Annotated in this window: 16 protein-coding genes; 2 read left to right on the forward strand and 14 right to left on the reverse strand. The window is 70.6% G+C overall.

Annotation, left to right across the window (positions count from 1 at the left end):
* Window positions 1–4: 4 nt before the first annotated feature.
* The 8 genes from iolD to BMZ82_RS03630 all read right to left on the reverse strand — a co-directional run bounded on the left by iolD (window position 5) and on the right by BMZ82_RS03630 (window position 8,557).
* Window positions 5–1,882: a 3D-(3,5/4)-trihydroxycyclohexane-1,2-dione acylhydrolase (decyclizing) gene (gene iolD, locus BMZ82_RS03595; RefSeq protein WP_093771522.1), complete on the reverse strand. Its 1,878-nt coding sequence runs from the start codon at window positions 1,880–1,882 to the stop codon at window positions 5–7.
* Window positions 1,879–2,754 (reverse strand): 5-deoxy-glucuronate isomerase, encoded by an 876-nt coding sequence (iolB, locus tag BMZ82_RS03600; protein ID WP_093771524.1) that lies wholly within the window; start codon window positions 2,752–2,754, stop codon window positions 1,879–1,881. The genes iolD and iolB overlap by 4 nt, the downstream gene beginning before the upstream one ends.
* Window positions 2,751–3,623: a Cgl0159 family (beta/alpha)8-fold protein gene (locus tag BMZ82_RS03605; RefSeq protein ID WP_093771526.1), complete on the reverse strand. Its 873-nt coding sequence runs from the start codon at window positions 3,621–3,623 to the stop codon at window positions 2,751–2,753. The genes iolB and BMZ82_RS03605 overlap by 4 nt, the downstream gene beginning before the upstream one ends.
* Window positions 3,624–3,627: 4 nt before the next feature.
* Window positions 3,628–4,596, reverse strand: a complete 969-nt coding sequence (gene iolC, locus BMZ82_RS03610) for a 5-dehydro-2-deoxygluconokinase (RefSeq protein WP_093771528.1) — start codon at window positions 4,594–4,596, stop codon at window positions 3,628–3,630.
* A 90-nt stretch (window positions 4,597–4,686) separates the two neighbouring features.
* On the reverse strand, window positions 4,687–5,544 hold the full coding sequence (locus BMZ82_RS03615; RefSeq protein ID WP_093771530.1) for a sugar phosphate isomerase/epimerase family protein: 858 nt from the start codon (window positions 5,542–5,544) through the stop codon (window positions 4,687–4,689).
* A gap of 42 nt (window positions 5,545–5,586) precedes the next feature.
* Window positions 5,587–6,453 (reverse strand): ATP-binding cassette domain-containing protein, encoded by an 867-nt coding sequence (locus BMZ82_RS03620; RefSeq protein WP_093771532.1) that lies wholly within the window; start codon window positions 6,451–6,453, stop codon window positions 5,587–5,589.
* Window positions 6,454–6,461: 8 nt separating this feature from the next.
* A complete protein-coding gene (locus BMZ82_RS03625; protein WP_093771534.1) occupies window positions 6,462–7,538 on the reverse strand; it encodes an ABC transporter permease in 1,077 nt (358 codons plus the stop codon).
* Window positions 7,538–8,557, reverse strand: a complete 1,020-nt coding sequence (locus tag BMZ82_RS03630; RefSeq protein ID WP_093771536.1) for a sugar ABC transporter substrate-binding protein — start codon at window positions 8,555–8,557, stop codon at window positions 7,538–7,540. The genes BMZ82_RS03625 and BMZ82_RS03630 overlap by 1 nt, the downstream gene beginning before the upstream one ends.
* A gap of 282 nt (window positions 8,558–8,839) precedes the next feature.
* On the opposite strand from BMZ82_RS03630, the gene BMZ82_RS03635 reads away from it, so the two are divergent.
* Entirely contained in the window at window positions 8,840–9,874 is a 1,035-nt protein-coding gene (locus tag BMZ82_RS03635; protein WP_093771538.1) for a LacI family DNA-binding transcriptional regulator, read from the forward strand.
* 70 nt (window positions 9,875–9,944) lie between these two features.
* On the opposite strand, the gene dacB is transcribed toward BMZ82_RS03635, so the two are convergent.
* The 3 genes from dacB to BMZ82_RS03650 form a co-directional block, all read right to left on the reverse strand.
* Window positions 9,945–11,318: a D-alanyl-D-alanine carboxypeptidase/D-alanyl-D-alanine endopeptidase gene (gene dacB, locus BMZ82_RS03640; protein ID WP_093771540.1), complete on the reverse strand. Its 1,374-nt coding sequence runs from the start codon at window positions 11,316–11,318 to the stop codon at window positions 9,945–9,947.
* Window positions 11,319–11,465: 147 nt separating this feature from the next.
* A complete protein-coding gene (locus BMZ82_RS03645) occupies window positions 11,466–13,088 on the reverse strand; it encodes a hypothetical protein (protein ID WP_256251739.1) in 1,623 nt (540 codons plus the stop codon).
* Between the two features lie 155 nt (window positions 13,089–13,243).
* Window positions 13,244–13,831, reverse strand: coding sequence for a hypothetical protein (locus BMZ82_RS03650; protein WP_093771542.1), 588 nt, complete (start codon window positions 13,829–13,831; stop codon window positions 13,244–13,246).
* Between the two features lie 300 nt (window positions 13,832–14,131).
* On the opposite strand from BMZ82_RS03650, the gene BMZ82_RS03655 reads away from it, so the two are divergent.
* Window positions 14,132–14,425, forward strand: coding sequence for a DUF6355 family natural product biosynthesis protein (locus tag BMZ82_RS03655; protein WP_093771544.1), 294 nt, complete (start codon window positions 14,132–14,134; stop codon window positions 14,423–14,425).
* 15 nt (window positions 14,426–14,440) lie between these two features.
* On the opposite strand, the gene BMZ82_RS03660 is transcribed toward BMZ82_RS03655, so the two are convergent.
* From BMZ82_RS03660 to BMZ82_RS03670, 3 genes are all read right to left on the reverse strand, one after another.
* Complete coding sequence (locus BMZ82_RS03660; protein WP_093771546.1) at window positions 14,441–15,289, reverse strand: alpha/beta fold hydrolase; 849 nt, start codon at window positions 15,287–15,289, stop codon at window positions 14,441–14,443.
* A 170-nt stretch (window positions 15,290–15,459) separates the two neighbouring features.
* Window positions 15,460–16,401 carry a DUF1731 domain-containing protein gene (locus BMZ82_RS03665; RefSeq protein ID WP_093771548.1) on the reverse strand — a complete coding sequence of 314 codons (942 nt, stop codon included), beginning with the start codon at window positions 16,399–16,401 and terminating at the stop codon, window positions 15,460–15,462.
* A gap of 119 nt (window positions 16,402–16,520) precedes the next feature.
* Window positions 16,521–18,524, reverse strand: a complete 2,004-nt coding sequence (locus tag BMZ82_RS03670; protein ID WP_256251740.1) for a flavin monoamine oxidase family protein — start codon at window positions 18,522–18,524, stop codon at window positions 16,521–16,523.
* Window positions 18,525–18,673: the final 149 nt, after the last annotated feature.

Below are 18,673 nucleotides of genomic sequence, written 5' to 3' on the forward strand. Positions count from 1 at the left end.
CTTCTCAGAGGTAGTGCCGCTGGGCGCGCTTGTGGGTGGCGTAGGTGTCGTGGGCCGCCTGGGTGCTGTCCAGGGCGGAGACCTCGCTGACGGGGACGTCCCACCAGCCGTGCCCGGGCGGGTTCGGCCCGTACAGGTCGGTCTCGACGTGGACGACGGTGGTGCGGGTGGCGGCCTTGGCCTTCTCCATCGCGGCCCGGAAGCCCTCGACGGAGGTGGCGTGCAGGACGTCCGCGCCGAGCGAGGAGGCGTTGGCCGCCAGGTCGACGGGCAGCACCTCGCCGTCGAGCAGACCCGAATCGCCGTCCCGGTAGCGGTACTTGGTACCGAACCGCTGCGAGCCGAGGGACTCCGACAGCGCGCCGATGGAGGCGAAGCCGTGGTTCTGGACCAGCACGATGATGACCTTCAGGCCCTCGGAGACCATGGTCACGATCTCCTGGGCCATCATCAGATACGAGCCGTCGCCGACCAGCACGACGACCTCGCGCGACGGATCGGCCATCTTCGCCCCGACGCCGGCGGCGACCTCGTAGCCCATGCAGGAGTACGCGTACTCCACGTGGTAGGCCTTCGGATCCCGGGCCCGCCACAACTGCTGGAGGTCACCCGGCATCGATCCGGCCGCGTTGATCACCACGGCCCGGTCGTCGAGGACATCGTTCAGCGCGCCCAGGATCTCCGTCTGCGCGGGCAGCGGAGTGTGCCCGACGGTGAAGCACTTGTCCTCGATCTCCCGCGTACGGGCGATGAGTTCACGGGTGCGCGCCCGGTACTCCGGGGCGACCTCCCAGTCGCTCAGCGCCGCCGCGAGCGCCTGGACGCCGAGCCGGGCGTCCGCCACCAGCGGCTCCGCCGAGTGCTTGACGGCGTCCAGCCGGGCCACGTTCAGGTTGACGAACGTGACGTCCGGGTTGCCGAACACGGTGTGGCTCGCGGTGGTGAAGTCGGAGTACCGGGTGCCGATACCGACGACGACGTCCGCCTCCTTCGCCAGCGCGTTCGCCGCGTACGAACCCGTCGAGCCGATGCCGCCGACCGCGCACGGGTGGTCCCACGGCACCGCGCCCTTGCCCGCGTGCGTGTCCGCGACCGGGATGCCGGTGGCCTCGGCGAAGGCCCGCAACGCGGTCTCCGCGCCCGAGTACACGGCCCCGCCGCCCGCCACGATCAGCGGCTTCTTCGCGCCGCGCAGCAACTGCACGGCCCGCTCGACGGCGGCCGGCTCCGGCACCGGCCGGCTCACGTGCCACACCCGCCGCCGGAAGAACGCGACCGGCCAGTCGTACGCCTCCGCCTGCACGTCCTGCGGCAGGCAGAGGGTGACCGCGCCGGTCTCCACCGGGTCGGTCAGCACCCGCATCGCCGCCAGCGCGGCGGGGATGAGCTGCTCGGGACGCGAGACGCGGTCGAAGTACTTCGACACGGCGCGGAAGGCGTCGTTGACCGTGACGTCCCCGCCGCGGCTGTCCTCCAACTGCTGGAGCACCGGGTCGGCGGCCCGGGTCGCGAACATGTCGCTGGGCAGCAGCAGCACCGGCAGCCGGTTGGTGGTGGCCAGCGCCGCACCGGTGATCATGTTCGTCGAGCCGGGGCCGGTGGACGCCGAGCAGGCGAACGTCGCCAGCCGGTCACGCATCTTCGCGTAGGCCACCGAGGCGTGCACCATGCCCTGCTCGTTGCGCGCCAGGTAGTAGGGCAGGTCGGCCTCGCCGGTGGTGGCGGCCTGCAGCAGCGCCTGCCCGATCCCGGCCACGTTGCCGTGCCCGAAGATGCCCCAGACGCCGGGGATCAGACGCTGTTCCTGGCCGTCGCGCTCGCTGTACTGGCTGGCCAGGAAGCGCACGAGGGCCTGTGCGGTGGTGAGTCGGACGGTGTTCATTGCTCGTTGGGTCCTTCGAACGGGAGCCGGTCGTCGATGTCCTGCGCGGCCCACGTCGTGCGCACCCACCCGTGGGCGGGGTCGTCGCAGATCAGCCAGGCGCGGTCCTGACCGGGACCGGCCATGACGTTGAGGTAGTAGAGGTCGTAGCCGGGGGCGGCGATCGACGGCCCGTGCCAGCCGTGCGGGATCAGCACGGTGTCGCCGGAGCGCACCTCGGCGAGCACGTCGAGCGGGCGGTCCGGCGTGCCGTAGACCCGCTGGTAGCCGAAGCCGTTCTCGCCCGAGACCTGGAAGTAGTAGATCTCCTCCAGCTCCGATTCGAGCCCCGGCCGCGCCTCGTCGTGCTTGTGCGGCGGGTACGAGGACCAGTTGCCGCCCGGCGTGAGCACCTCGCACACCAGGAGCTGATCGGCCTCGAACGTGCCGGGCAGGCAGTAGTTGTTGACCTGCCGCGAGCACGCGCCGGCGCCGCGCAGCTCCACCGGCACGTCCTCCTTGCGCCCGTACCGGGCGGTCAGGCTGCGCTCGGTACGGGCGGAGGGCAGCGCGAACAGGCCTCCCTGCGCGCTGCTGATGAGTGCCTCCGACTCGCGCGGTACGTACGCGAAGTCGGTGACCGAGGCGAACACGCCCGTCCGTCCCTCGAGTTCGAAGGCCCTGCCGTCCGTGGTGACGGTGCAGGAGCCCGTCAGCGGCAGGACCAGGAACTCGGAGTCGTGTGTGGACAGGGAGTGCGCCTCACCCGGTCCCAGGGTCAGGATCCTGAGCCCGGAGTATCCCCAGCCCGCCGTCTCGGGCGTGACCAGGAGGTCGTAGGGGCCGTCGGCCGCCGTCCCGCTGGGCAGGTGGTACTTGCTCGTGTCGTTCACAGCAGGCTCACCGCCTTGTCGACCGCGCCGGCCACGTCGCCGTTGGACGGGTAGAGCAGCGAGCGCCCGACGACCAGGCCCTGCGCGGTGGGCTGCTTGAGGGCCTTGCCCCAGGACGTGAAGGCCGCCTCGGGGTCGGTGACCTCGCCGCCCAGCAGCAGCGCCGGCAGCGTGGAGGAGGCCAGGACGCGCTCCATGTTCTCCACCACCGGCAGCTTCAGCCAGGTGTAGGCGGTGCGCCGGCCCAGTCCCGAGGCGATGGTGATCGACTTGATCACGGCGTCGGTGGACAGGTCGTTGCGGATCTTGCCGTCCTGCCAGGAGGACAGGAACGGCTCGACCATGGCGATCAGCTCACGGTCGTTGAGCTCGTTGACCGCCTTCGCCGTGTCGAACAGCACCGACGGCGTCGCCGGGTCGTCGAGGGCGATGCGGGTGAGCATCTTGCCGCCGTCGAAGCCCATGTCGGCGAGCGCCTCGGCGTCGTAGCCGGTGAAGCGGTCGTCGATCTCGAAGACCGAACCCGCGAGCCCGGCCCGGTTCATCGAACCGAAGACGCTCTTGCCGTCCAGGACGCCGAGCAGCAGCAGGTCCTCGAGTATGTCGGCGGTGCCGAGCACACCCGTCACCCCGGGCCGCTCCAGCGCGATGCACAGGCGGTCCAGCAGCTCGAAGCGGTCGGCCATCGCGGTCGGGTCGCCGCCGACGCCGTTGGCGCCGCGCGCCGGATGGTCCGCCGCGACGATCATGGCCTTGCCGTGCTCGCCCAGCAGCGAGGTGGCCTTCATCCGGCGCGCGGCGGCGGCCGCGATGGCGCCGGGATCGCTCACCCGGGCGGCCACGATCCGGCTCACGTTGTCGGACAGCACGTCGTCACGCCTTTCGTTCGGTGGAGGCGAGGGACGCCTCGTGGAGCTTGGTGTCGACCTCGGCCTCGGTCGGCATCGCCTCGGAGCAGGCCAGTCGGCCCGCCACGATGGCGCCCGCCGCGTTGGCGAAGGAGACGGTGCGGCGGGTGTCCCAGCCGGCCAGCAGGCCGTGGCAGAGGGCGCCGCCGAAGGCGTCGCCGGCGCCCAGACCGTTGACCACGTCGACCGGGACCGGCGGGATCTCGACGGCCGAGCCGTCCCGGTCCATCGCCAGCACGCCCTTGGGTCCCTGCTTCACGACCGCCAGCTCCACACCGGCCGCCAGCAGCGCCTTCGCGGCCGCGTACGGCTCGCGCTCACCGGTGGCGACCTCGCACTCGTCGAGGTTGCCGACCGCGACCGTCGTGTGGCGCAGGGCCTCCTTGTAGTACGCCCGCGCCTCGGACGGGTCCGACCAGAACATCGGCCGCCAGTCCAGGTCGAAGACGGTCGCGCCGGACTTGGCGCGGTGCGCGAGGGCGGCGAGGGTGGCCGAACGGCTCGGCTCCTCGCTCAGCCCGGTCCCGGTCACCCAGAAGATCCGCGCGTCCCGCACCGCGTCCAGGTCCAGCTCACCGGGCTCGATGTCCAGGTCGGGAGCCTTCGGCAGCCGGTAGAAGTACAGCGGGAAGTCGTCCGGCGGGAAGATCTCGCAGAACGTCACCGGCGTCGGCGCGATGTCCGACGTCCCCACGTAGCGGCTGTCGACGCCGTAGCCCGTGAGGGCCGTACGGACGTACTCGCCGAACGGGTCCCGGCCCGTCTTGGTGATCACGGCGGCCGAGCGGCCGTACCGGGCGGCGGCGACCGCGACGTTGGTCGGGCTGCCGCCGAGGTACTTGCCGAACGAAGTGACCTCCGCAAGTCCCACGCCTGTCTGGAGTGGATACACGTCCACCCCCACGCGACCCATGGTCAGCACTTCGAACGGCATCTCGCTGGTTTCCTTCCGGTGGTGGCTGTTAAAGCGCTTTAAGAGAAGCACGGCCGACGTCCGTGCTCACATACTGGACCAGGGGGGTGGCTACTGCGCCGCGGCCAGGTACTCGGCGATCTTCTCGCGCATGAACACCGAGGACTCCTTGGCCCGGTCCTCCCACGCGAAGACGCACGCGGTGAGGGTGCCGTCGAAACCGTTCGCCTTCAGCTCGCGGAACAGCTCGTCGAAGTCGACCTCGCCCTGGCCGATGTCGAGGTGCTGGTGGACCCGCGCCGTGGTGCCGGGCGGGTTCAGGATGTACCGGTTCCCGGAGGACGCGTTGTGGTCGAAGACGTCGGCCAGGTGCACGTGCGTCAGCAGGTCGCCCGCGTACTTGATGATGCCGGGGGCGTCGTTGCCGATGTGGAACGTGTGCGGGGCGCAGTACAGGAAGGTGACGTTGGGGTTGTTGATGCCCCGGATCAGGTTGATCGCGTCGTACCCGTTCTCGATGAAGTCGTCCGGGTGCGGCTCGAGGGCGAGCTTGACGCCCTCGCGCTCGAACACCGGCAGCAGCTCCTCCAGCGACTTCCAGAACTGCGCCTCGCTGCGGTCGGAGTCCTCGGGACGCCCGTTGAACTCCGAGATCATGCTGTCCACACCGAGGTCCGCGGCGATCTGGATCGAACGCTTCCAGTACCGTACGGCCGCCTGCCGGGCGTCCTCGTCCGGACCCGACCAGCGAAACAGCGGCAGCAGCGAGGAGATGCCGACACCCGCCGTGTCCAGCGCCTTGCGGAACTTGCGCACGGTGGCGTCGTCCACGCGGGGGTGCCGGAAGAACGGGATGAAGTCCTCCCGAGGAGACAGCTCGATCCACTCGTAGCCCAGCTCGGCCACCACGGCGGGCAGTTCGAGCAACGGCACATTGCGGATCATGTACGGGTCGAGGGCGATCTTCACGACGGGTTGCCTTCCGGGTGGGTCGGTGTGTTCGTGGGTCGGTCAGGAGGAGACGGTGGCGGCGTCGGGGAGCTCCTCGACGTCCACACCGCGAACCTGGGCCAACTCGTGCTTCAGGGCCGCGAGTTCGGCGCCGCCGGCCATGTGGTTGGTGAGCTCTTCGAGCGTGACCTCGCTGCGGTCGGCGCTCAACTCCATGGTGCCGAGGCGCAGGACGCTGAAGTGGTCGCCGACCATGTAGGCGTGGTGGGGGTTGTGGGTGATGAAGATGACGCCGAGGCCGCGGTCGCGGGCGGCGGCGATGTACTTCAGGACCACGCCGGACTGCTTGACGCCGAGGGCGGCGGTGGGCTCGTCCAGGATGAGGACACGCGCGCCGAAGTGGACGGCGCGGGCGATGGCCACACACTGGCGCTGACCGCCCGACAGCGTACCGATCGGCTGCTCCAGGTCGTCGAGGACGATCCCCATGTTGCGCAGCTCGTCGTCGGCCGTCTTCTTCATCCTCTCGATGTCGAGACGCCGCACCGGCCAGGGGCCCTTGGTGAGCTCGGAGCCGAGGAAGAAGTTCCGCCAGACGGGCATCAGCGGGACGGTGGCGAGGTCCTGGTAGACAGTGGCGATACCGCGGTCGAGGGCCTGGCGGGGAGTGGTGAACTGCACCGGTTCGCCGTCGACGAGGAACTCGCCCTCGGTGTGCTGGTGCAGCCCGGAGATGATCTTGATCAGGGTGGACTTGCCCGCGCCGTTGTCGCCGAGGACGCAGGTCACCTTGCCGGGACGGACGGCGAGGCTCACACCGTGCAGGGCGCGGACGTTGCCGTAGGACTTGCCCGTGGCCTTGAGCTCGACGACAGCGGCCTCTTCGGTCGAGGTCTCGTCGGTCGTGGTGTCGTTTGTGATGGTCATGAGAGTGGTCACCTCCGGGTGGCCGTGCGCTGGACCCACAGGTTGATCAGGGTGGCGCCGAGAAGCATGACGCCGAGGAAGGCCTTGAACCAGTCGGGGTTCCAGCCGGCGTAGACGATGCCCTGCTGCACCATGCCGAACATGAACGCGCCGAAGACCGGGCCGATCGCCGAGCCGTAGCCGCCGGTGAGCAGACAGCCGCCGATGACGGCCGCCGCGATGTAGATCAGCTCCTGGCCGACGCCCTCACCGGACTGCACGGTGTTGAACGTGAACAGTTGGTGCATGCCGACGAACCAGGCGCCGAAGCCGACCAGCATGAACAGCGAGATCTTGGTGAACGTCACGGGCACACCGACGGCCCGCGCGCTCTCCTTGTTGCCGCCGACCGCGAAGATCCAGTTGCCGTACTTCGTCCGCAGCAGGACCCAGGTGGCGATGGCGGCGAAGACCAGCCACCACACCACGGTGATCTTGACTTGTACGTCGCCGATGTCGAAGGACGAGGCGAAGATCGCCTTCGCCTGGCTGAAGCCGTCCATGTCGCTGATGTCGTCGGTCGCCACGTTGCCGGTGATCAGCTTGGTCACCGCGAGGTTGACGCCCTGGAGGATCAGGAAGGTGCCCAGGGTGACGAGGAAGCTCGGCAGCCCGGTCCGTACCATCACCCAGCCGTTGAAGAACCCGACTCCCAGCGACACCGCCAGGGCGACGAGCACGCCGACCCAGATGTTCGCCGTGAGCTGGAAGCTGATCATGCTCGCGGTGAGCGCCGAGGTGATGACGGCGACACCGGCCGACAGGTCGAACTCGCCGCCGATCATCAGCAGCGCCACCGGCAGGGCCATGATCCCGATCGTCGACGACTGATACAGGATGTTGGCCATCGAGCTGCCGTCGCGCACGGGCGCGGCGGTTATCAGGAAGAACACGTACACCGCTACGGCACCGAGGAAGACACCCACCTCGGGCCGGGCCAACAACCGCAGGGCCAGCGGACGCTGTGCCGTCCGGCCGTCGGTCTGCTTCGGGCCGGAGGCCGGCGGTGTGGTCACCGCCGGCGCAGCCTGCTGAGTCACACTCATCACCTCGTGCCCTTCGCGGCGAACTTGGCGACGGCGTCGACGTTGGTCTTGTCGACGAAGGCCGGGCCGGTCAGCACCGGCTGCTCGCCGCCGCCGCTGAAGTTGCCGTTGGTCTTGTACAGCCACAGGGAGTCGACCGCGAGGTAGCCCTGGAGGAAGGGCTGCTGGTCGACGGCGAACTGGATGGTCCCCTTCTGGATGGCGGAGACGAGGTCCTTGTTGAGGTCGAAGGTCGCGATCTTCGCCTTGCTGCCCGTCTCGGACACCGACTGCACCGCGGTCAGCGCGACGGGGGCACCGAGGGTGACCACCTCGTCGATGGAGCTGTCCTGCTTGAGCTTGGCGGTGATCGTCGACTTCACCGACGGCATGTCGGTGCCGTTGACGTACAGGATGTCGGTCTTGCCGCCGAAGGTCTTCTTCACGCCGGCGCAACGCTCTTCGAGGTTCACGTCGCCCTGGGCCTGGATGACACACAGGGCGTGCTTGGCGCCGGTGCCGTTGATCTTGATGCCGAGGGCCTGGCCGGAGACGGCCTCGTCCTGGCCGAAGAACGACAGGAGGCCCTGCTGCTTCCAGACGCTGAGGCCCGCGTTGAGGCCGACGACCGGGATGCCGGCCTTCTCCGCCTTGGCGACGACGTCCTTCAGGGCGTCCGGCTTGGCGAGGGTGACCGCGATGCCGTCGACCTTCTGGTCGATCGCGTTCTGCACCAGGTTGGCCTGGTCGCCGGCCGTCTCGTCGTTGGAGTAGATCAGCTTGACGTTGTCCTTGGCGGCGGCGGCCTCGGCGCCCTTGCGGATGGTGTCCCAGAAGGTGTCACCTGAGGGCGCGTGCGTGACCATCGCGATGGTCATACGGGGCGTGTCCGCTTTGCCGGCCGAGACACCGGCCGCGCTGTCCTCGGCCTTCTTGCCGCCCGAGCTGCTGGAACAGCCCGCGACGGTCAGTGCGGCCGCTGCGGCGAGGGCCACGACGGGGACGACTCTGCGGGAACGGGGAAGGGACAAGCGATTCATGCTTCGTGCACCTCACTGTGCAGGAGAGGGGTGGATCGATGGCTGCTCTAAGGCTGAATCTATGGCTAAGGGTGGCCGCTGCGCTCGCACCTGACGGTGGGTCGCGGGGTGTTCGCGGTGCGGTTGCGGCCGAGTCGAGGGCGAGCGCCTTGTGAGCGTCGGGCCGGACTTGGTTGGAACATCAGGACAATTTAAAGCGCTTTAAGTCCTGGTACTATCATCCTTGTTTCGCAAGCGTGTCAAGGGTGTTGCGCAAGGAGTTTTTCCGACGGGGAGGCACAAGTGGACGAGGGTGATTCCGCACGTCAGCGGAACGGCACGCACAAGCGCCCGAGGCTGGAGGACGTGGCCGCGCGGGTGGGGGTGTCCACGGCGTCGGTGTCACTGGTGCTCCGGGGGGTGCCCGGGCCGAGTGAACGGACCCGGGAGCGGGTGCTGCGGGCGGCGGCCGACCTCGGCTATCAGGTCGATCGCACGGCCAGTATGCTGGCCAGCAGGCGCACCCGCCTCCTGGGCGTCATGGTGGATATTCACAGCCCGTTCCACGCCGAACTCGTCGAGCATCTGCACACGGCCGCCGAGGATGTCGGCTATGACCTCGTGCTGAGCACCCTCACCCGCACCCGCGACGAACACACCGCCGTGGAGACGCTGCTGGCCTTCCGCAGCGAGGCGCTGATCCTGCTCGGTCCGACCGCCTCCGCGGACGCGCTCGCCATCCTCGACCGCAAGTCGCCCGTCATCACCGTGGGCCGCCGGATAGCCGACGCCGGCCTGGACGTCGTACGCACCGCGGACGAGGACGGCGTCGGCCAGATCGTCGACCACCTGGTGGACCTCGGACACCGCGAGATCGTCTACGTCGACGGCGGCAAGGGCGTCATCGCCACCGACCGGCGGCGCGGCTACCGCACGGCGATGCGCCGCCGCGGCCTCGACGCCCACATCCGGGTGCTGCACGGCGACCACACCGAGGCGGCCGGTGAACGCGCGGCGCACCAGATACTCGAGGGCGACGACCTGCCCACGGCGGTCGTCGCCTTCAACGACCAGTCCGCCATCGGCGTCCTCGCCGCGCTGTCCCGGGCGGGCGTCGCGGTCCCGCGCGAGGTCTCCGTGGCCGGCTACGACGACGACACGACCTCCCGGCTGAGCTGCTTCAACCTGACGACGGTCAGCCAGGGCGCGCGGGAGCAGGCCCACCACGCGGTGACCGCCGCCGTGGAACGCCTCGACCAGGGCCGCACAGCGCCCCGAGAGGTCGTCCTCACCCCCCGCCTGGTCCTGCGCACCACCACATCGCAGCCGGCCGCCTGACAGGCGGGAGAGGGTCGGCGCTCCCAGCGCCGGCCCTCTTTCGTGCATGCCCTATGCCCTTACCGCCGCGTCACGCCCAGCAGCCGTTGACCGTCGCCGCGAGGCCGTCCATCGCGTCCTTGATGTCGGCCGGGTTGGCCGTGGAGCCGTTCTCGATGAAGGAGAACACCTTCCACTTGCCGTCCTTGCCCTGCGTCAGACCGCTCAGGGCGATCGCCCCGGTGAGCGTGCCGGTCTTCGCCCGCACCTTGCCGACCGCGCACTTGGAGTTCGCGTCGTCGAAGCGGCCCCACTCCGGACCGAGCGTGCCGCCGGCCTCACCGGCGACGGGCAGACCGTCGCGGATGGCGCCGAGGGTGTAGTCGTAGCGGGGGTTCGTGAGCAGTTCGAGGATCTCCGCGAGGGTGGCCGCCGGGATCCGGTCGGCGCGCGACAGACCGCTGCCGTCGTAGATCTCGAAGTTGGTGAGCGAGACGCCGTACTTCTTGCTCAGGACGTTGCGCACGACCTCCGTGCCGCCCTCGAAGGTGGCCGGGCGGCCCGCGCCCAGGGCGGTCATCCGCAGCAGGGTCTCGGCGATGTTGTTGTCGCTGGTCTTGAGCATCGTGTGGACGATGGCGGACAGCGGCGCCGACTGGTGGCGGGCGACCGGCACGTCGGTCAGGCTCGCCGTGGCGCGGGCGACCGTGCCGTCGACCGTGACGCCCGCAGCGGTGAGCTGCTGGGCGAAGACCTGCCCGGCGTCGAGCGACGTGTCGTCCACCCCGTGCCCGTCGACGACGAGCGCCCGCACCGGGGCGACCGAGTCGGGGTAGTAGCCGGTGTTCCAGCCGTTGGCGAGGGTCGGCTCGGGGAAGAGGCTGTCGTCCACGGCGACCTTCACCGACGTCAGCCCCGCCGCCTTCAGTCCGGCGACCGCGTCCTTCGCCAGTTCGGCGAGGTCGGCGGTGGTCAGCGTCCGGTCGGCGCCCCCGATGAGGGTGAGGGTGCCGTTGCCGTAGACGACCTTCGTGGTGAACCGGTGGTCGGGGCCGAGCACCGTGAGGGCCGCGGTCGACGTGGCGAGCTTGACGTTGGACGCCGGCATCAGCGCCGTCGCCCCGTTGTGGTCCCACAGCGTGGCGTCCGACTCGGAGTCGAGGACCACGCCGCTGACGTTGGTGCCCAGTCGCTGGTCGAGGACCCGGGTCTCGAGATTCGTGACCATCTGCTGGTCGTCCGCGTCGAGGTCCTGGCTCGACGCGGTGTCCTTGGCCGTCGCGCCGATGCCCTTGTCGGCGGCGAAGGCCGAGGGACCGGCGAGCGCCGCCGACGTGACGGGGACGGCCAGCGCGAGGACCAGCGCCCGCCGGACGCCGGTACCGCTCTGCTTGGCCTTACGGTGCCGGCGTCTCCCGCCCGGGATGAAGGAGCTCGCGGGGGTTTCTGCCGTTATGTCGTTCATGGATCGTCTCAAGGCTTTCGTGTGGGGGCCCAGCAACAAGAGAATTCGGGCGCACCATATCACCCGTCACATGCGACCCACAGGAGGCAAATTGACCGGCTGATGGTTATTCAGGTGCAGAATTCACGCCCTTTCTTCACGTTCTGTTCAGTAGGTCGTCCCCAGGCTCTGTGTCGTGTAGGCGCACTCGGTGTAGAGGTAGCCCGACTCGAGCTTGGCGGTGTCCGAGGCGGGCGTGTCGAGGCTGTCGTTCATCGGCTTGTGCAGGAAGTACGTGGTGCCGACCGGCAGGCTGATGGTGCGCTGCGGATAGTTCTTGCCGCTGTCGCTGCACGGCTCGAAACCCGGCGTGATGGTGCGCACCATGGAATACGCCTTGCAACTGGCGCACCCCTTCAGGGTGAAGCTGCCGGTGACCGGCCCGGTGTAAAGGACGGTGATTTCGTCGGGGCTGTCGTTCTGCACCGTCACCGAGATGCTGCCGCCCTTGCGGGCCGTCGGCAGGGTCTTTCCGGCGGCCGGCACCGTCTGGGCGATCTCCGCCGCTATCGCGATCTTCTTCGCCAGGGCCGTGTTCTTGGCGGTCTTGTGGGCGGACGCGTAGTCGGTCATGGTGGTCTGCGCCGCGTCGAAGTCGCCGTCCCGGTACTGGTCCACGCCGCAGGTGTAGGTGCCCGCGTCGGCGCTGCCGGTGGCCCGCAGCGAGTCCTTGTCGAGCGCGGCGTCGACCTCGGCCTGATCGGCCCGCACACCGTCGATCTGGGTGCTGAGGGTGCGCAGCCGCTCGACCGCCGCGCAGGGTTCGGCCCCGCGCAGGTCCCGCTCCGTCCGGACGACGGCGGCGGCCACCGCCGGTTCGGCCTTCGCGGCCTGCTCCGACTCGGGGAAGCTGGTCAGCAGTTCGCCGAACTGGGCGGCCCAGGTGGCCTCACCGGCGGTGAGCGCCGTCGCCGCGCACTCGTAGAGCGAGGTGGCCAGACGGTCGTCGGGCCAGGACTTCAGGTCGCCGAGATCGGTGTCGGGCAGGCTCTTGGGGACGGTGCGCAGATAGGTCAGCGGCTCCACCGCCTGGCAGTAGTCGCCCTGCTCGTAGGTGGCGCCGACCGTCGTGTAGAAGGTCTTCATCCGCGCGGGCACCCGCTCGGCCGCCCGGGAGCCGGGGTGGTCGGCGCGCAGGTCCGCGTAGGTCTTCAGCGCCGTCCGGAAGTCGGCCTGGGCCGTGAGGAAGGGCTGCTCACCGGCGGCCTGCACCAGTTGGTCGGCCTTGTCGAGCCGGTCGAGCAGCATCTGCTGCGTCGCCTCGTCCCGGGCGTCGTCGTACAGCACGACGCCGCCGGCGGGCGCGACGAGCAGGAGCAGTCCGAGCCCGAGCGCGAGCGGCGCCTGCCGCAGACCGGCCAGCGGGGTGCGCAGGCCCACGCGGGCGCCGTGCGCGGCCGCCGCGACGAGGAACACGACGTACAGGGCGAGCGCGGGGGCCGGGACGCCGTCCGGGTCGGCCGGCAGCGCGACGAACAGCAGGAGGGCGGTGGCGAGCCAGCACAGCGCCGCGAGCGCCCAGCGGCGCAGCAGCGCGTAACCCAGGCCCAGGCCACTGAGGTTGAGCACGGCCGCGGCGACGGCCCGCACACCGTCCGCGGGGGCCAGGGGGACGGGCGGGGCCGACGGTGCGGGAAAGGCCGGCGGCGGGGCCGCGGGCATGGGCGGGACGTGGAAATCGCTGTCGTGACGACTCGTGTCGTCGTGTCTGCCGTACTGGTCCTCGGACATGGCGGCTCCCCCCGGTCAACTGCGCCCGTACATCTGCGATTTGTCAGTGTACGGGCGAGGCGGGGGGTGCCGACAGGGGTGCCCGACGGGCAGCCGGCCGGGCCGCCACCGGGGGCATGGGTGGCGGCCGCGGCTGCTATCGCGTCAGGCATGGGTCACGCCACACCCCCCACCGTCTTCTTGCGGCGCAGGGCGTAGATGCCGGTGCCGGCGACCGCGAGGACGCCGAGTCCGGCGGCGGTCGTCGAGGGCCCGGCGAGGGCGCCGCCGCCGGTGTGCATGCCACCGCTGGGCTTGTCGTGCTCACCGCTCCAGCCGCCCGACTCCTCCTTGTCGCCGCTCCAGGAGTCGTTCTTGCCGTGCTCGCTGTCCTTCTCGGTGTCCTTGTCCTTGTACGTCTCCGGGTCGTACTTGGGGTCCTTGGCGGCCGCGCTGCCGCCGCTGGTGTCGTTCACCAGGGCGAGCGCGCCGCCGCCGGTGTGCACGCCGCCGTGCGGGGACTCGTGGCCCTCGTCCTTGCCGTGCTCCTTGCCGTGCTCCTTGTCCTCCTCCTTGCCCTCTTCCTTGCCGTGCTCCTTGCCGTGCGAGGAGTCCTCCTCCTTGGCGGTGGAGGAGCCGTCCTCCTTGCTGTAGGAGGAGGAGTCGTGCTCCCAGTCCCCGTCGGCGGCGTGGGCACCCGGGGCGCCGATGGCGAGGGCGGCCGAAGCCGCCGCGGTGGCCAGGATCATGCGAGCAGAACGCATCTGATGGTCCTTCCGTCCCGACCGGGCAGCCGACACCTCGTCAGCTCACAGGACCCGGTCCGACGTGATCCACCGTCAGCCAGCCGAGCGCCCGCCACCACTCGGGGCGCTCACCCGGGTGAACCGGCCCGTCCGGCCCGAGTTTTCCGCCGTCGATGCGTGTTTCCTTGAAGATCCACTCCAACGGCGTAGCGGAAAAACGATTCGCGGGGTGAAGGGGCGCGGCAGCCGGTCAACGCCGGGGCGAACGCCGTGATCCTGGGCCAGGCATTCGGCCGATCCGATCAAAGGAGTCCCGCTGTGCGTGTTCGTCGTACGGTGCTCAGCACCCTAGCTGCCGTCGCTCTCGTGCTCACCTCGCTGGGCGCGGTGACCGCCGCGACCGCGGGCCCCGCGGCCGCGGACCCGTGCGGCTTCTACGAGACCGGCTCCGACGCCTACTACAACCACTGCACGTCCGACGGCTCACGCGTGGTCATCAAGGTCGGGGTCGCGCTCGCGCCCGACTACGAGCGGTGCGTCGCACCCGGCAGGACCTGGCTGGGCTCGGCCGGCAGGATCCAGAGCGCCCACTACGCCGGCCGCACCTGCTGACCGGCGCCCGCGTGTTCACTCCAGGACGGTGAGCAGGCGGGCGGCGAACTCCTTCGGGGACTCGACGGCTGCGAGGTGGCCGCCGGGGAACTCGACGAGTGCGCGGCCGAGGAGTTCCGCGAGGCGTGCGGCCGGTCCGTACAGGGGGAGTTGGCGGCGGGAGTCGCGCCCGGCGGCGGGCACCAGCTTGTGGGACACGGCCCGCAGCGCGTCGAGGTCGGGCACGGTCGAGGAGAACGGGACGAGCATGCGGCCCAGGAACACGGGCAGGTTGGCGTGCATCCGGGCCGCCATCTCCCGGATGCCGGGCGGCAGTTGCGTCGGCTGCGCGGGTTCCGGCCGCACCGCTCCGTCGGCCAGACCCTCGCCGAGCCGGGTCATGGCGGCACCGGCTCCTTCCGTGTGGAGAATCTCGCGGACCTCGGCGAACAGCGCGCGATGCGGGGCGGGGTCCGGCAGCAGTTCCAGCAACGGCGGTTCGTGCGCGACCACGTGGCGCAGCCGCTCCGGGTGCCGGGCCAGCAGGTCGACCGCGACGACGGCACCGGAACTGCAACCGAGGACGACCGCCTCCTCGTCGGGGCTCAGCAGATCGAGCAGCCGGCGGGCGTCGTCGCTCCACACCCGTACGTCTTCGTCGGCGCGCGGTGCGTCGGCGGGGCCGTCGAGCGGGCTGCGGGACAGGCCGCGCGGGTCGTAGGAGACCACCGTGTACCGACCGGCCACCTCGGGCGCAAGGCCCGCGTACAGCCCGGCGTCACCGGCGCCGCCGGGGATGAGCAGCAGGACGGGCCCGCTGCCCCGCGTCTCGTAGCGGAGGGTGGCACCGGGCACTTTCAGCAGGCCGGTACGGGGCGTGCTCATCGCTTGCTCCTGTGGGGTCGGGTACGAGTTCCGGCTTCGCATACGCCGCGCCCAGGCATGCCATGCCTAGGGCCTCTAGGTTGGATGCTAGTGCATCATGGTTGCGTATTGCCGTCCCGTAACCGAGCCCTGGTGCCCGGCCGTTCGTCGTGCGGCCGTCGCGCGGGCCGTCAGGGGGTTCGGGTGCGGCGTACGAGGTCGGCGGCGGCCTCCGGCCACTCGGGGTGGGTGAAGGTGAAGCCCGCGTCGAGGAGTCGGCCGGGGGTGACGCGGCGGCTCTTGAAGAGCAGTTCGGTGTCGGAGCGCAGGGCGAAGGCGCCGAGTTCGGCCATCCAGCGTGTCGCGGGCAGGCCGAACGGGACCCCGGACGCGCGGCGCAGGGCGCGCATGAAGGCGCGGTGGGGGAGGGGAGCGGGGGCGGCCAGGTTCACCGGTCCGGCGAGGTCGTCGCGGGCGACGAGGAACTCGACGGCGCGGACGAAGTCGTGGTCGTGGATCCACGACACGTACTGCGCGCCGCCCGCGACCGGCCCGCCGAGCCCGAGCCGGGCCAGCCGCAGCAGGACGTCGAACACCCCGCCCCGGTCCGGGCTCATCACCATCGCGGCGCGCAGGGCCACCTTGCGGGTGTGCGGGGTGTCGGCCCGCTCCTGCTCCCGCTCCCAGGCGGTCGCGATGTCGACGCTGCGGCTCCAGTAGGCCGGGACGCCGGGTTCGGCGCCGCCGATCACGCCGGTCGCCTCGTCGTTGGGGTCGTCGAACCGGTGGGCGTAGACGGTGGCGGTGCTCATCTGGAGCCACACCCTCGGTGGCCGCGCGGCGGCGGCGATCGCCTCGCCGACCACCCGTGTCGAATCCACCCGCGAGTCCATCATGGCCTTCAGGTTGGCGGGGGTGTAGCGGCAACTGACGCTGCGGCCCGCCAGGTTGACCACGAGGTCACTGCCGTCGACCACCTCCGTCCAGGGGCCGGGCGTCCTGCCGTCCCACCGGACCTCGCCCCGGCCGGCGGGCCGCCTGCTCAGTACCACGACCTCATGCCCGGCAGCGGTCAGCGCACGGCGCAGCACGGTCCCCATTTGCCCGGTCCCGCCCGGCAGCACGATCTTCATCGGTAAGGCCCCCTTCGTCGGCGATCGTCGTCCGATCGGCTCGCGAAGAGGACCCTACCCCTGATTTGAACGCGTTCAAAACCCCTGTGGGGTCGTGGGCCGGTCGTGGGCCGGGCGGCTCAGCCCAGGTGCACCTCCAGTGCGGCCCGCACCCCCGACTCCAGCGCGCCCTCGATCCACGACGGCTTGACCGAGGTGTGGTCCCCCGCGAAGTGCAGCGGCCCCTCGGGGGTGCGGATGGCGGTCAGCAGCTCCGTGTGCTGGCCGGGGAGCAGGACGGACGCCTCCCCGTAGGCGTACGGGTCGCGCAGCCAGCTCTGGGTGCGGCCCGCGCCCGTGTAGAACACCTCGACGCGCTGGCCGTAGACCTGCTGAAGTCCGCGCAGGGCGTGCGGGTAGCGCGCGTCGTCGTCCAGGGAGTCCCAGCGGGAGGCGTCGTCGGCCCAACTGTAGGAGGCGAGGACGACACCGCCCTGGCTGCCGTCGACCGGATGGGACGGGTTGATCATGAACCGGTTGGAGTTGTCGGAGACCGAGCCCCCGCCGACGATGTGCGCCGCCTCGGGCTGGTCACGGGTGGCCCACCGGTTGGCGGCGTAGTGCACCCGCTGCCCCGGCGTGATGTGGCCGGCCGGCACCGACGGGTGCACGCCCAGCAGACTCCCGTCGGCCGGCGCCTTCCCCGACCGGTAGTCCTCGTACAACCCCGGGCGCACGGCGTTCAGTTCACGCTTCCAGTCCGCCTCGGAGAACTCCCACCAGCGGCGCCCGAACTCCAGCAGCACCTTGGTCGCGCTGTCGTAGTGCAGCTCCGCCACGGCACGCCGCTTCTTGTACGACATCAGCGGGCTGACCTGCACCTGCCGCAGCCCCGAGAACGGCACCGTGACGATCGCGAGGTCGGCGGTGAACTCCTCGCGCACCACCTTTCCGCCGCGCCCCTCGGAGACGGTGTCGATCCACACGTGCGGCCCGTCGGCACGGACGTGGGAGGTGTCGTCGTCGCCCTGGCGGTCCGGCGACCAGTACTCGATGTGCGTCGCGCGCCGGTCGAGCCGCAGCACGTCGGCGACCTCCTTCAGCAGCGCGTCCGGGAGCGTGGCCGTACCCCCGACCAGCTCCCAGAACTCGGTGTCCGCGCTGATCAGCGAGGCGCTGATGAAGCTGTGGATGAACGAAAGCGGCAGCCGGGAGGTGAGGTTCTCCAGCGTGCCGACCAGGTCGACGGTCCGTTCGTCGAGGCCCGCCTCCTCGGTCAGGAACCGGTACATCGACCAGTCCCCGAACCGCTGCACCACCCGCGCCCACCCCCGCACCCGCTCCGGCAGCGGCTTGTCGACCCGCCTGCCGTCGGAGCCCAGGGTGCTGAACTCGTCGCGTACGGGATCCAGGGCCGCGCGCAGGATGGCCCCGGACGGTGTGTCCCAGTACTTACGGGGCACGCCGAAGGACCGGTTGACCTTGCGCGGCGACTTCGCGTACGCGGAGCGGCGCACGCGCACGCCGTTGACGTGCAGCCAGGCGTTGTTGACGGGCTTGCCGTCCGCGTCGACGTCCACCAGGTAGAACGGGCGCTTTTTGACGCCGAGTTGGGCGATCAGGCCCATCACCAGCGGATGGCTGCCCGGGATCCGCATGGCGCCCGCCTCCGCGTACTGGCGCGCGTCGGCGAACGCCTGCGCCGCCTGCTCGTGGCCGCCGGTGCGGAAGGTCTTGACACGGCCGCCGACCCGGTTGCCGTTGGCCTCCACGAGGGTGACGTGGTGTCCTGCCCGCTTCAGCAGCCAGGCGGCCACCAGTCCGGCCGGCCCGGCACCGACCACGAGCACCTTCTTCGCGGTCTTCGTCCCCGCCCGCGGCAGACCGCCGGCGAGAACCTTCTCGTATCCCGGCACGAGCGGCCGGTCGTCCTTGTCGACCACCAGCAGTGCTCGGGCGACGGCCAGGCAGGTCGCCCAGTCGGCGGTGGATTTCGGCGGGCAGGCGGGCTGCCGGAGCTGCTGGGGTCGGGCCGCCGCGGCCGGGGCGGCGACCGTGAGCGCGGCGACCGAGGCCACGGAGGCGGCGGTCGTCGCCGTGGCCGCGGCGAACCGCCGACGCGAGAGCGGGCCGGGTTCCACCACGGATGCGGGGCCGACGGATGCGGGGTCTACGGGCGCTGGGGCTACGGATGCGGGGTCTACAGATGTGCGCGAAGTGTCCATATGCCCTGGATACGGGCCTGGTCGAGGGCGGTGTGCCACTCCGACGGATCATCACCTGAACGTGTAAG

The sequence above is a fragment of the Streptomyces sp. yr375 genome, assembly GCF_900110755.1.
GTDB lineage: Bacteria > Actinomycetota > Actinomycetes > Streptomycetales > Streptomycetaceae > Streptomyces.